Origin of the sequence: Maribacter sp., assembly GCF_039968975.1 — a bacterium.
In the GTDB taxonomy this organism is placed as follows: domain Bacteria; phylum Bacteroidota; class Bacteroidia; order Flavobacteriales; family Flavobacteriaceae; genus Maribacter.
In genome coordinates this window covers 1-13,422 of sequence record NZ_JBDVOT010000119.1, presented here as the reverse complement: position 1 = coordinate 13,422, position 13,422 = coordinate 1, and the positions used below count along the sequence as shown (strand labels likewise).

The 13,422-nt window shown below is 35.2% G+C and carries 12 protein-coding genes; 5 read left to right on the top strand and 7 right to left on the bottom strand.

What is annotated here, in order from left to right:
* Positions 1 to 10: 10 nt before the first annotated feature.
* The 3 genes from ABJI11_RS07985 to ABJI11_RS07975 are packed head-to-tail and all read right to left on the bottom strand — an operon-like array spanning position 11 to position 4,022.
* Positions 11 to 1,150: a tetratricopeptide repeat protein gene (locus ABJI11_RS07985; protein WP_348351030.1), complete on the bottom strand. Its 1,140-nt coding sequence runs from the start codon at positions 1,148 to 1,150 to the stop codon at positions 11 to 13.
* Between the two features lie 32 nt (positions 1,151 to 1,182).
* Positions 1,183 to 3,663, bottom strand: coding sequence for a TonB family protein (locus ABJI11_RS07980; protein WP_348351028.1), 2,481 nt, complete (start codon positions 3,661 to 3,663; stop codon positions 1,183 to 1,185).
* Complete coding sequence (locus ABJI11_RS07975; protein WP_036151723.1) at positions 3,660 to 4,022, bottom strand: BlaI/MecI/CopY family transcriptional regulator; 363 nt, start codon at positions 4,020 to 4,022, stop codon at positions 3,660 to 3,662. Before ABJI11_RS07975 ends, ABJI11_RS07980 begins: the two co-directional genes overlap by 4 nt.
* A gap of 144 nt (positions 4,023 to 4,166) precedes the next feature.
* On the opposite strand from ABJI11_RS07975, the gene ABJI11_RS07970 reads away from it, so the two are divergent.
* Positions 4,167 to 4,682: a DUF456 domain-containing protein gene (locus tag ABJI11_RS07970; RefSeq protein ID WP_348351025.1), complete on the top strand. Its 516-nt coding sequence runs from the start codon at positions 4,167 to 4,169 to the stop codon at positions 4,680 to 4,682.
* A gap of 8 nt (positions 4,683 to 4,690) precedes the next feature.
* Here the strand turns inward: ABJI11_RS07970 and ABJI11_RS07965 are convergent, their stop codons facing one another.
* Together ABJI11_RS07965 and ABJI11_RS07960 are read right to left on the bottom strand one after the other, a co-directional pair.
* Positions 4,691 to 5,248 carry a nitroreductase gene (locus ABJI11_RS07965; protein WP_348351023.1) on the bottom strand — a complete coding sequence of 186 codons (558 nt, stop codon included), beginning with the start codon at positions 5,246 to 5,248 and terminating at the stop codon, positions 4,691 to 4,693.
* A gap of 132 nt (positions 5,249 to 5,380) precedes the next feature.
* Entirely contained in the window at positions 5,381 to 6,274 is an 894-nt protein-coding gene (locus ABJI11_RS07960; protein ID WP_348351021.1) for a LysR family transcriptional regulator, read from the bottom strand.
* A gap of 85 nt (positions 6,275 to 6,359) precedes the next feature.
* Between ABJI11_RS07960 and hutH the strand changes: the two genes are divergently transcribed.
* The 4 genes from hutH to hutG all read left to right on the top strand — a co-directional run bounded on the left by hutH (position 6,360) and on the right by hutG (position 12,408).
* Positions 6,360 to 7,934 (top strand): histidine ammonia-lyase, encoded by a 1,575-nt coding sequence (gene hutH / locus ABJI11_RS07955; protein WP_348351019.1) that lies wholly within the window; start codon positions 6,360 to 6,362, stop codon positions 7,932 to 7,934.
* Positions 7,935 to 7,938: 4 nt separating this feature from the next.
* A complete protein-coding gene (gene hutI / locus ABJI11_RS07950; RefSeq protein ID WP_348351017.1) occupies positions 7,939 to 9,186 on the top strand; it encodes an imidazolonepropionase in 1,248 nt (415 codons plus the stop codon).
* Positions 9,187 to 9,279: 93 nt separating this feature from the next.
* Positions 9,280 to 11,280 (top strand): urocanate hydratase, encoded by a 2,001-nt coding sequence (locus tag ABJI11_RS07945; protein ID WP_348351015.1) that lies wholly within the window; start codon positions 9,280 to 9,282, stop codon positions 11,278 to 11,280.
* 171 nt (positions 11,281 to 11,451) lie between these two features.
* Entirely contained in the window at positions 11,452 to 12,408 is a 957-nt protein-coding gene (gene hutG, locus ABJI11_RS07940) for a formimidoylglutamase (protein ID WP_348351013.1), read from the top strand.
* Positions 12,409 to 12,593: 185 nt separating this feature from the next.
* On the opposite strand, the gene ABJI11_RS07935 is transcribed toward hutG, so the two are convergent.
* Both ABJI11_RS07935 and ABJI11_RS07930 read right to left on the bottom strand, forming a co-directional pair.
* Positions 12,594 to 12,947: a pyruvate kinase gene (locus tag ABJI11_RS07935; protein ID WP_348351011.1), complete on the bottom strand. Its 354-nt coding sequence runs from the start codon at positions 12,945 to 12,947 to the stop codon at positions 12,594 to 12,596.
* 106 nt (positions 12,948 to 13,053) lie between these two features.
* The coding region (locus ABJI11_RS07930) for a small multi-drug export protein (RefSeq protein WP_348351009.1) at positions 13,054 to 13,422 on the bottom strand (369 nt) is incomplete at its 5' end.

Genomic DNA, 13,422 nt, shown 5'->3' with positions numbered 1-13,422 from the left:
TTTAAGGAGTTTAATCTTTAGCAAAATGGATTTCTTCCTTTAACTCAGAAATACGTTTTTTGGCAGTTTCATTATAGTATGGATGCTGATTCGGATAATCCTTCAAGAAATTCTCATAATAGCCTAATTTCTTCTTCAAGTCAGTACCAAACTGATCGTATGTTGTGGCTATATTGTAATAAACACGCGCATCAGATGTATCTTCTTTATGTGCTCTTTCGAATAATTTGAATGCGTTTTTAAAATCTTTTTGCTCACGGGCAATATATGCCAATTGATTATAACCATTCGCGAAAATCGGTTTTTGAACGGCCATGGCTTTATTAATGAAAATCTTCGCGCTGTCAATTTTATTTTCTTTCTGATAAACACCGGCAAGGTCAAAATAGGTTTGTGAATTGGTATCATCTCTTTTTAATAAAATATTATAGGCTTCTTTCGCTTTATGGAACTCCCAATTCTTGTTGTATGAAAAGGCTAATTTATCATACACATAATTTTTATCCTCCCCAAGTTCCAATACCCGTTCAAATAAAGGAATCGCCTTCTCAAATTGAGCATCATTGAATAGTACCAATGCATGCAAATTTATGAGTGATACATCATTCCCATAATAATCCAAACCCTGTAAAATATACGTTAATGCATTGTCGCGCTCTTGCTTAATAGTGTAATGCTTTGCAAGTTGAAATAGACTTCTAAGGTGCGTACTATCTAATTCAATTGCTTTTAAGTATTGCTTTAAACTTTCGTCTGTTACATCTAGATGACGATTTACTTCTCCCAAATAAAATTGAAATTCAGGATTAGTAGTATTGATAATAGACAAATTGGTAAATACAGATTTCGCTTCTTCAAACCTTTTTACTTTCAGTAATAATTTTCCAAGTTCTAATTGGGCAAGTTGATTTTTGACATCTTTCCCAACAACATATTTATACTGTGTGATAGCTTTCTCATAATTACCAACGGCGTTATAACTTCTTGCTATCTGAAGCGCAGCAGAAAGTCCGCCAACTTCTGAATACGCATTAATCGCTTTTGAATAATTACCAATGATGTATAAACTATCTGCAACAGCTAAAGCCGAAGATTGCGCTTCGGCTTTGAACAGTACTAATAGTAGTATTGAAAAAATAAGGTGCTTCACTTTGCTTAGATTTATAATTAAAAAACTATAAATTAGAACTTAACTTTAAGGTTTAAAGTAGGCAAACCTTCAAATTCAAAATTTAATATTTTACCTTCTTCCACTTGAATTGTAAAATTACCTTCAAAATCAGAAATTACAGCATTGTCACTACCTTCAACAATTATATCTACACCTGGTATCCCCATGCTTAATTCATCAAAAACTTTGCCTTTATAATATGTTTTAAGACCATCATTTACAAGATTTCCCTTTACTTGCATATGTCCTATCTCAGATGTTTGATTTTCTTCAATTAATAGCTTAAAATTAACAGGAATAGAATAAGGAACATTTACTGCTTTACCTCTTTGTTTACCTGGTTTCATATTTGGTAATCTCTTAATAATACGCTCTACCTCATCTTCCAACAATTTATCTGGACCACGCATTTTAATATTTTCAATAGTACCCTCTGAAGTAATTAAAAACATAGCACTCACCCTACCTTGGATACCTTTTTCTTGTGCTTCTTTTGGGTAATTAAAATTTTTACTAATATGCAGCTGTATTTTCTCATTAAAGCAAGCTCTTTTATCAGCAGCATCTTCACAGCCTGGGAAAACTGGGACCTCATCGACAACGGCGAAAGGAACATCATCTTCATTCATGTATGTTTTTTCATCTAGTGTAGCACTAGCAGTATTATCTAAAACAAACTGAATAGGAATTGAAAATGGAACGTTTACTACTTTACCTTTATGTTTACCAGGTGTCATTTCTGGTAATCTCTTAATAATGCGCTCCACTTCATCTTCTAACAATTTATCGGGACCACGCATTTTAATGTTCTCAATTTTACCCTCTGAAGAAATAATGAACATGGTACTTACTCGACCCTCTATATTCGCATCTCTAGCTGCTTGCGGATAATTAAAATGTTTACTAATATGTTGTTGCATTTTTTCATTAAAGCACGCACGTTTATCGTCTGCATTTTCACAACCAGGGAAAACTGGAACTTCTTCAACTACGGCGAAAGGAACATCAATACTATTTAAATCTGTAAATTCTTCTTCGCTAACAATCTTAACAGTTCGGGACTCAATACTACCTTTTAAATCTTTATTATCGGTCTTTATTAGAAAAACATTTGTCTCATCAGAAAGAATGATATTGGATAAATAATCAGGTTCATTTTCTAAACTGACTAATAATTCATTAAATTTCCTTAATTCACTTGAACTAAGTTTTGTTGTATTACTTACTTCATATTTTAGAAAATCTGATGGATAAGCCCCTAAACTTTTATCATAAAAAGCAATAACTTTTCCAAACGCTTTAATCGATGATTTTAAATTATCATCAATTTTTTTATACGCTTTTTTTTGATTTATAAAATTATCATACTTCTCTGTAGAGGGCTGAACAAATGTTAAACTGAAAGGTTCCTCTTCTGGATTTTCCTTAATAAAATCTACCATTGCTTCACGTTGCAAAATTTCATATAGAAAAAACTCATCTTTGGTAAGTAATTGATTTATATCATTGCGTTTTTCTGACAAACCAGAATTATATAAATATCCGATATCTAAATTATCCTCTTCAATTTTAGTATTTACTTCCGCAATTAAAAGCTCATCACTTTCGGTAGTTTCCTTATTTTCAGAAGTACCCTTATACATTTCACAACTAGTATATAGCAGCATTCCCAATACCATTGGCACTAGCAGTAAATACTTTAATTGCCAAACTTTCTTTGATTTTGATTTTTGTAACATGATTATTCGTTTTTTGATTAATGATTTTGTAAAAAATTGATTGATGAATGATATATGTTCGGTCTGAAAAACCTGAGCTAATAACTGCTCATAATGATCTGATTTATGCTCTTTTGATACTTGAGCATCGGCAATAAATTCATGTAATTCTGAAATACGATTTTGATACACGTACACTAGCGGATTAAACCAGCCAACTATTCTCATCAGCTCAAAGAATAACAAGTCGTACGTATGCCTTTGTTTTATATGCACCAATTCATGGGCAATTATGGTATCATGCTTCATTTTCAATACCTTATCTCCAATAAAAATGGATTTAAAAAATGAAAAAGCAATGTTGCTATTTTCTATAACAATCTGGGTAAACAAAGGGTAAGAAATCTTTTCTCCGCTCTTTCTCAAGAGATATAATTGTCTAATTTTTAATACGAATAGTACTAACGCCACTAACATTCCTCCATAAAAAATTCCTTCTTGCCATGTAAAATTCCATGAGACTGATTCTTTAGCCTGCACTACAACATCTACATTTTGTAATTCCCATAAGTATTCTGGGTATTGGGCAAACGTCTGTGGTACTTGTTGCTTAAAGGCTTCTATTTTTACCCAAGGCAATATCAAAGACAAAACAAAGGTTCCCATTAAATACACCCTATTCCATTGAAAAAAGGTTTCCTTCTTTAGAAAAAAGTCATAAATAACCAAGAAAAGAAGTTGAAAGGCGATGCACTCCAAAATATATTGTATCATGGTTTTTCCTTTTTAATTTCATTTAATACGGACTCTAATTCCGACAGGCTCATATCATTTTTCTTCATAAAAAATGATACCATACTTTTAAATGAACCTTGAAAATAGCCGTCTACCAATTTGTTGATGGACTGATTACTATAATCTGATTTCTTCACCAAAGGAAAATACAAATATCCCTTCCCTACTTGTTCATGATCTACAAAACCCTTGCTTTCTAAAATTCTAACAATAGTAGAAACGGTATTATAAGCCGGTTTTGGCTCAGGTAATTTTTCTATAATCGATGCTACGTTACATTTCTGTAATTCCCACAATACAATCATTACTTCTTCCTCTGCTTTTGTCAACTGCTTCATTCAACTAATCTTTTAGTTCTATGATCAAATATAACTAAATATTTAGTTCAAACTAATTTTATAGTTGAAAAAAATAAATTTGATCTTTGATGATGTAACAAATGCAACCTATATTAGTCTTATAGGCAACACTTACTATTTACAATGGATATATTTTTATTAGTTCTAGGCTTTATTTTAATGCTCGTAGGTATTTTAGGTAGCTTTTTGCCCGTTTTACCAGGACCGCCAATTAGCTGGGTAGGTCTGTTGTTATTGTACTCTACCAGTGCAATTACCATGAACTGGACATTCTTAGGTATCACCTTGGCTATTGCTCTTGTTGTTTTCGGGTTAGATTATGTCATACCAGCCATAGGAACCAAAAAATTTGGAGGTACAAAAGCTGGTGTCATTGGCACAACTGTAGGGTTATTGGTTGCTTTAATATTCCCAGTTCTAGGACCTTTCGGAATTATCATATGGCCATTTGTGGGTGCTTTAGTAGGGGAATTACTGAATAAAGCAGATAAAAAAACCGCTACGAAAGCGGCTTTTGGTTCTTTTTTAGGATTCTTAACAGGTACATTCTTGAAATTTATGGTCGCTATTGTTTATTTAGGACTCTTCATTTCAAAAGCTTGGGAACATAGTAATACGCTATTTCCTTTCTTTAATTAATGGAAAAATTACTCAGTTATCCATTCGGTTTTAGTTTCGATAGGCTCGCGTTTAGCTTCGGTCAATTCGCCATCAAAATTACCCATGTAGAAAAATCCTAGACATTTTTCACCATCGGCTAAGTTTAAAAAATCGCCCATGTGTTTTATGAGTCCCGGTGAAGACCAATAAGAACCAATGCCGATATCAGTGCACTGCAACCACATGTTCTGTACCGCCATAGCCACTGCGGCAACCTCTTCCCATTCCGGAATCGATTCATTAGGATCTCGTTGCATACAAATAGCAATAATAGCACCTGCTTTTTTAGGGTTCTCTTGCAACTTCTTAATTTTCATTGCCTTTGGCTTAGGGTCAAGCTCTTCATACTTTTTGGATAAAAACGCACCAAGTCTTACCTGTGCCTGTCCTTGAATCACTTTAAAGCGCCATGGTTCCGTGCACTTATGGTTAGGCGCCCAGTTCGCCGCTTCTAACACCTTTTCTATATCTGCCTTCGCAATTGGTGTGTCATTATACTGTACCGGAAAAACCGATCGTCTTTTTTTAATTATATCTAATATCATAAAATTCGTTGTTCGTTGTTCGTTAATCGCTACGCGCATAGCGCAATTCGCAGCACGCTCTATTTTCTATTCTCTCTGTTATACTCAAAGTAAAATTAACCCTTCCAAAACTCATTCTATGTTAGACAAGTATTAAAACTTATCTTCCAAAAGCAAATCAATACAATTCTTTAGAACGGGGTTAGTATGTTCTTTTTTCCAGATTACCGATAGTTCCGCGCGTTGTGGTATGTCTTTTAACTCCACAAACTTTACCCGCATTTGAAACCCGTTTTGCAAAGATGTTGGCACAATGGCAATCCCCATATGATTTTCAACCAACTTAAATATGGTATGAGCATGAACAGATTTATGCGAGATTTTCGGTGCAAAACCGGCATCTTGACAAATACTCATGATCGTTTCATAATACAGCGGACTATATGCCTGACTGAATAAAATGAAATCTTCATTCGCAAATCGCTGCATTCCGTCAAACTCCCTTGTCAGCATAGGGTACCTTTCCGGCAAGACAAGCGAAAAAGTATCTGTAAAAACAGTTTTCATCTCTAAGGTGTTTGGCACCCTAGAAACCCGAACAAATCCCATATCCAATTTATCTTTTAATACAGCATCAACTTGCGCAACATTAGAAAGTTCTTCTAAAGATGTTTTCACCTTTGGGTATTGCTCCTTTAAGCCAAGTAATAATTCTGGTATTACCTGTTGCATAGCCGAACCTAAAAAACCAATGCGTAGTTCACCACTATTACCATCGCCCACCATTTTTAATTGGCGTTCTACCTTTTCCAGGTGGCTAAAAATATATTCAACCTCCTTTTTTAAATAGTGCCCGGCAGGCGTTAACCCTACTTTTTTCTTATTTCTTTCAAATAATTGGGTCTCCAGAATCTCTTCCATCTGCTTTACCTGCCTACTGAGCCCTGGTTGAGAAATGAATAATTTCTCAGCAGCCTTTCTAAAGTGTAATTCTTGCGCTACCGCTAGAAAATAGGACAGGTGACGTAATTCTATCTGATTACTCATAGTTATTAATTGATGATAAAATTGATATTACCAAGTATCAAAAATAGATATTAATTTTAATTAAAATATTTCAAAAGCTTAAGCTATGAGCAAACAGACATTTAAATTGGGTGAAGATTGGCTAACCGCAGGTAAGGCAATGCAAATTGTTCTTGGTGACATTTCTACTACACTGTCAAAAGCTACAGAACAAAAAATAACCAATAGCTGGAAAATAGTACAATACATTGTAGATAAAGGTGAGCCCGTATATGGTATTAACACAGGTTTTGGACCATTATGTACCACCAAAATATCTAAGTCAGAAACCAATATTCTACAGACCAATATACTTCAAAGTCATAGTGTTGGTGTTGGTGAACCAATAGCAAAAGATATTGCAAAATTAATGTTGATTCTAAAGGCACAATCACTTGCAAAAGGATATTCCGGAATAGCATTAGCCACTTTAAACCGAATTATTTGGCATATAGAAAATGATGCCATCCCTATAGTGCCATCGCAAGGTTCTGTTGGCGCATCTGGAGATTTAGCACCGCTTTCCCATTTATTCTTACCACTTATTGGTTTGGGTAAGGTAGAATACAAGAATGAAACGATAACTACTGAAGCGCTTTTCAAAAAAACAGGATTGGAACCAATTGCTTTAGGACCAAAAGAAGGACTGGCGCTTATAAACGGCACACAATTTATAGCGGCACATGCCGTAAAAGTGGTAGCACAATTACATTCTATTTTAGCGCAGGCAGATGTTATTGGCGCTATGATGATAGAAGGTTTACAAGGTTCAGTAAAACCATTTTATAATGAATTGCATAATCTACGACCATTTAAGGGAAATGTGCATGTGGCAAAACGGGTTAAAAAATTACTGAAAGGTTCAGAAATTATGGAAGCCCATGTAGATTGTGAAAAGGTACAAGACCCCTACTCCATCCGTTGCATTCCACAAGTTCATGGTGCTTCAAGAACAGCATGGTTACATTTAAAAGAATTATTAGAAGTAGAATTAAATTCGGTTACAGACAATCCAGTAATTATTGATGAAGAACTGACCATAAGTGGTGGTAATTTTCATGGTCAGCCGTTAGCAATGGCATTGGACTATGCTTGTTTGGCTACATCGGAAATCGGTAATATATCAGACCGTCGTATATATTTATCCTTAGAAGGAAATAGTCCAGGTGTACCAAAACTACTTATGAACGATACCGGCATCAATTCCGGTTACATGATTTTACAATACACTACCGCGGCATTAGCTAGTGAGAATAAGGGACTTTGCTTTCCATCAAGTGCAGATAGTATTCCCACTTCCCTAGGTCAAGAAGACCATGTGAGCATGGGATCTATAGGCGGCAGAAAAGCATTACAAGTAATTGGTAATGTCGAAAAGATTTTGGCGATAGAACTATTGACCGCTGCCCAAGCTTTTGAATTTAGAAAACCATTGAAATCGGGCATATATTTAGAAGAAGTACATAATGCCGTTCGCAGTCAAGTAGCTTTTGCCAGTAAAGACCGTGTATTTGCAGATGATATTGAAAAAGGCATTACTATGATCAAAGATCAGGCATTACTTAAAGTTATAGACCGCGTACAAGCCGAACATGGCATATCTTTAAAAACAAAACACTCAGAGGAGTTCGAAAACTACTAATCTAATGACAAAAAGAACACTTATAGGTCCGTTTAAACAAATCATACCCATGACCGGATTAGCACTGAAAGGTGCAATTTCTGATCATGAACTTGAGGTGATTGCTGAAGGCGGAATTTTAATTGAAAACAACCTAATACTTACCATAGGAAATTTTGATGATTTAAAATCGGAACATCCAGATGCAGACATTCAATTATTAAAAGGCAATCATGTTTGCTTACCTGGCTTTGTAGATGCCCATACCCATATCTGTTTTGGTGGATCTCGAGCCAAAGATTATGCTATGAGAAATGCCGGTAAGTCCTACTTAGAGATTGCAAATGCAGGTGGTGGCATTTGGGATACAGTTACCGAAACCCGAAAAGCGAGTATTGAAGAATTGACCAAGAACACGATTAAAAGAGCCAATCGTCATCTAAAAAATGGAACTACAACACTAGAAGTTAAAAGTGGATACGGATTAACAGTAGATGAAGAACTAAAAATGCTTCGTGCAATTAAAGAAGCTAATGAAAAGGCATTGCCTGAATTGATTTCAACTTGCCTAGCTGCCCATATGTTACCTAAAGATTTTGAAGGCTCAGAAAAGGAATATTTGGAAATGATCAGTGAGGAGTTGTTCCCAATTCTTAAAGAAGAAAATCTTACATATAGAATTGATGCTTTTATTGAAGAAAGTGCTTTTTCTGCTGATGATATTCTGGCGTATTTCTCAATAGCCAACGAAATGAATTTTGATATTACTGTTCATGCAGACCAATTCTCCACAAGCGGAAGCAAAGTTGCCGTGAAATATAACGCCATTAGCGCAGATCATCTTGAAGCTAGTACAGATATAGAAATAGCACTTTTAGCGCATAGCGATACCATTGCCGTAGCATTACCCGGAGCGTCAATTGGTTTAGGTTGCGATTTTACTCCCGCACGAAAATTATTAGATACAGGTGCGGCACTTGCCATTGCTAGTGATCACAACCCTGGATCTGCCCCAATGGGAGATTTACTTACCCAAGCCAGCATTCTAGGAACATTTGAAAAACTGACCAATGCCGAAGTTTTGGCAGGTATTACCTTTAGAGCAGCAGCTGCTTTGAAATTAGAAGACCGTGGAAAATTGGAAGCGGGACTTTTAGCCGATTTTGCGGTATTCCATTCAGATAACTATCAAGATATTTTGTATAACCAAGGGAATTTAAAACCGTGTATGATTTGGAAAAATGGGGAATTGGTTTTTGATAGACACAAGTAATTGTTGGTTGTCGGTTGTTGGTTGTTGGTTGTTGGAAAATAAATTTTAAGGTCTTAAACCAATTTATACTTTTCGAAATTTAAAATATTAAATATGGATTTTAAAGCACAGATACAGATGGGAATACCTACTGAATTACCTCCAAAAAAGGAGCGTTCTTCAGCGGTTAGTCACGCACCAAACCGAAAGCAAATACTTGCTAAAGAAGAGAAGCGATTGGCTATTAGAAATGCGTTGCGCTACTTTCCGGCGGACTGGCATGCGCTTTTGGCTTCTGAATTTGCTCAGGAATTAGAAACCTATGGCAGAATATATATGTATCGTTTTCAACCATCCTATAAGATGTATGCAAGAGCTATTTCAGATTATCCTGCACAAACCAGTCACACAGCAGCAATCATGCTCATGATTCAGAACAATCTAGATCCAGCCGTAGCACAGCACCCTCAAGAACTCATCACCTATGGTGGTAACGGAGCCGTATTTCAAAATTGGGCGCAGTATCTATTGACCATGCAGTATTTGTCTGAAATGACCAATGAGCAGACGTTACATATCTATTCCGGTCACCCCATGGGTTTATTTCCCTCATCGAAAGAAGCACCAAGAGTTGTGGTAACTAATGGAATGATGATTTCGAATTACTCCAAACAAGACGATTGGGAAAAATATAATGCACTCGGAGTAACGCAATACGGTCAAATGACTGCGGGTTCATATATGTATATTGGTCCGCAAGGCATTGTTCATGGCACCGCTATTACTGTAATGAATGCTTTTAGAAAAGTATTGAAAGCGGATGAAAATCCCGCAGGTAAAATATTCTTAACTGCCGGATTAGGTGGAATGAGCGGTGCACAGCCAAAAGCCGGAAACATTGCCGGATGCATTACTATCTGCGCAGAAGTTAATCCGCTTGCGGCAAAGAAAAGACATGAACAAGGTTGGGTAGATGAACTTATTGATAATCTAGATGTTTTAGTGACTAGAACAAAAGAAACAAAAGACAAAAATGAAGTAGTATCATTAGCCTTTATTGGCAATGTGGTCGATGTATGGGAACGATTTTACGAAGAAGGATTATTCATTCATTTAGGCTCTGACCAAACATCTTTGCATAATCCGTGGGCAGGTGGTTATTATCCTGCCGGGTTATCTTTTGAGCAATCCAACGAAATGATGAATCAAGATCCCGATACTTTTAAAACAAAAGTTGAAGAATCATTGCGTAGACATGCTAAAGCCATTAACCAGCATACAGCAAAAGGAACATATTTCTTTGATTACGGAAACGCTTTTCTATTAGAAGCCTCAAGAGCCGGAGCGGATGTTATGGCAGAGAACAAAATAGATTTTAAATACCCCTCTTATGTACAAGATATATTAGGACCCATGTGTTTTGACTACGGATTTGGACCATTTCGCTGGGTATGCTCATCAGGTAAACTAGAAGATTTACAAAAAACGGATGCTATTGCTTTACGTGTTTTAAAAGAAATTAAAAAAGATGCTCCGGCAGAAATTCAGCAACAACTAGCAGATAATATTAAATGGATATCTGAAGCCGAACAAAATAGTTTAGTCGTAGGTTCAAAAGCACGAATTTTATATGCCGATGCTGAAGGCAGAGCAAAAATAGCACTGGCATTCAATGAGGCTATCGAAAATGGACTACTAAGCGATGCCATCATATTAGGCAGAGACCACCATGATGTTAGTGGAACAGATTCCCCATACCGAGAAACAAGTAATATTTATGACGGCAGTAAATTCACCGCAGATATGGCCATACACAATGTTATAGGCGATAGTTTTAGGGGCGCAACTTGGGTATCTATACACAATGGTGGCGGTGTTGGCTGGGGAGAAGTCACTAACGGGGGCTTTGGCATGGTACTCGATGGTTCTGAAGATGCAGCACGTAAATTGAAGAATATGCTTTTCTACGATGTAAATAACGGAATAGCTAGACGTAGCTGGGCTAGAAATAAAGAAGCGATGTTTGCCTTAAAGCGTGAAATGGAACGCACAAAAACTCTAAAAATAACTTTCCCTACTTTGGTAGCAGATAAACATCTAGAAAACTTGTTTTAAAATACTAAATATAGCTACAACACATTGAAAATAATACAAACAATAATTTAATACTTTAAAATGTAAGATTTGTATTACTTTTTCGTTTTAATAAAATACTCATTTCAAATTTTAAATTCCCCCGATTTTTAGGCAGTTTAAGATTTCATGATTCCTAAAAAAAAGTATTATATGTCCATTTACATATTACCGAGTACCGATAATTGGTTTGGTCGAAAATCTGACCAACAATATTATCTTCACGAAAAAGTATCATTTTCTAACCTTAACGAACCTTTCCCTTCCTCCACTAACAACACTATTGCTTTGCTAGGTTATAGCAGTGATGAAGGAGTTAGGCGTAATCTAGGCAGAGTTGGTTCAGCTATGGGACCGGATGCTATACGTAAGCAATTGGGTAAAATGCCCAATCATTTAAAGGCAAGTACAGAGTTAGTAGATTTTGGGAATTTAGAATGTAATCATCAAAACTTAGAAGAGCTAGAGAAGAAATGTACCAACGCAGTAAGTTTTTTAATAAAAAATAGAATAACACCCATACTTATTGGTGGTAGTCATGATTTAGCCTATGCCCATTATAACGGATTACTACAGCTTATTAAGAATAAAGAAAAAATAGGAATTATCAATTTTGATGCCCATTTTGATTTGAGAACTAATGCAAATGGAAATAATTCTGGGACTCCATTTTATCAAATTGCATTAGACCATCATAAAAAAGGTCAGTCTATTAAATACATGGCCTTGGGTATACGAAAAGATGCCAACACCAAAGATTTATTTGAATTCGCAGAGTTGCATCAAGTCTACTACCTTTTTCAGAAGTATTTTAACATGAACTATCTTGAACATGTACAATTAAGAATAATGCAATTTCTTGAGGATGTAGATTATGTTTACACTACAATAGATTTAGATGGGTTTTCATCTGCATATGCACCAGGCGTAAGTGCACCTTCTCCAATGGGCTTTTCTCCTGATATTGTAATTGAAAGCTTAAAACTAATAATAGAGTCTGGTAAATTAGTAGGGCTAGATGTGGTAGAGCTAAACCCCAAATATGATATTGATGATCAAACTGCTAGACTAGCAGCTTCATTGATACACTATGTAATTCACAAAATATAATTGATCTAAACAAAAAAAGCCTCCCTTAATGGAAAGCCTTTCATTGGGTTCTATCGATTAAATTCGATAAACACAATTGCCTCAAATTTCTTTGAGACACAACACAACGCTGTAAAGGTAGTAAAGGTTTTTTAATTAAAAAACGGTCTGTCCATTTCTTGTAAAAACTATACTACTTCTGAATATTATTTCTCCTCATTAGCTTTAAATAAGTTATAGATATATTGCTTCTCTTTTAAAGTGAATTGTTTTTCTTCAAACCAATCATAAATTTTAATTTTTTCATTTTCAATCTGGGCATTTCGTATCGCTTTTAAAGAGACAATATGCCAATGAGAACCTTTATTTCTATTAACGGAATAACCTACATCTTCCATTATGTATGACTGTTTAGGTCTATTAATGAGTCGAACCCCATTTTTTAAAACGGCTAGAGTTTCGGTAAGTCGTACTACTTCAGAAAATGAATATCGTGCAAAATCATTGAACCCGTTTTGTTCAACATTATATAATTTATCTCCAATTTTTAGGGTATCCATAGCTTAAAAAAAGCTGCAAATTTAAAAGACCAATTCTGTTAATGAAATTAATTCCAGGTATAGTTATTCACAAAAAAAAAGAATAAAAAATCCTATAGAATAAATATTATGCCATACCCTTCATGGTCAACAAAGTAGTTGCCCAAACTATTAAAGAAGATAAAAATATACCTATTGTATTCGCCAAAAAAGCTTTCTTTCTTTCTATTTTAAATAGGTAACTAGCAATACTACCGGCATAAACTCCAGTACCAGGAACAGGCAACATCACGAAAAAAATGAGTCCAAAAAACCCATACTTTTTAATTTGATCTCCAGAACCTGTTTTTGCCCTTCTTGCAACAAACAATGCATTCTTTTTATAAAAATGCCACCTTAATAAATACCTGTTAACGGTATTTAAAAAAAACATCATGATTGGAAAAACTAACACATTAGCTAAAAAACAAACTACAAATACCACATAAATATTACC

Bases quoted from the DNA above. Each gene is read 5' to 3' on its own strand.
- hutG (WP_348351013.1), top strand. From the start codon at position 11,452: ATGTCCATTTACATATTACCGAGTACCGATAATTGGTTTGGTCGAAAA.
- ABJI11_RS07970 (WP_348351025.1), top strand. From the start codon at position 4,167: ATGGATATATTTTTATTAGTTCTAGGCTTTATTTTAATGCTCGTAGGT.
- ABJI11_RS07965 (WP_348351023.1), bottom strand. From the start codon at position 5,248: ATGATATTAGATATAATTAAAAAAAGACGATCGGTTTTTCCGGTACAG.
- ABJI11_RS07980 (WP_348351028.1), bottom strand. From the start codon at position 3,663: ATGATACAATATATTTTGGAGTGCATCGCCTTTCAACTTCTTTTCTTG.
- ABJI11_RS07975 (WP_036151723.1), bottom strand. From the start codon at position 4,022: ATGAAGCAGTTGACAAAAGCAGAGGAAGAAGTAATGATTGTATTGTGG.
- ABJI11_RS07960 (WP_348351021.1), bottom strand. From the start codon at position 6,274: ATGAGTAATCAGATAGAATTACGTCACCTGTCCTATTTTCTAGCGGTA.
- hutH (WP_348351019.1), top strand. From the start codon at position 6,360: ATGAGCAAACAGACATTTAAATTGGGTGAAGATTGGCTAACCGCAGGT.
- ABJI11_RS07945 (WP_348351015.1), top strand. From the start codon at position 9,280: ATGGATTTTAAAGCACAGATACAGATGGGAATACCTACTGAATTACCT.
- ABJI11_RS07935 (WP_348351011.1), bottom strand. From the start codon at position 12,947: ATGGATACCCTAAAAATTGGAGATAAATTATATAATGTTGAACAAAAC.
- hutI (WP_348351017.1), top strand. From the start codon at position 7,939: ATGACAAAAAGAACACTTATAGGTCCGTTTAAACAAATCATACCCATG.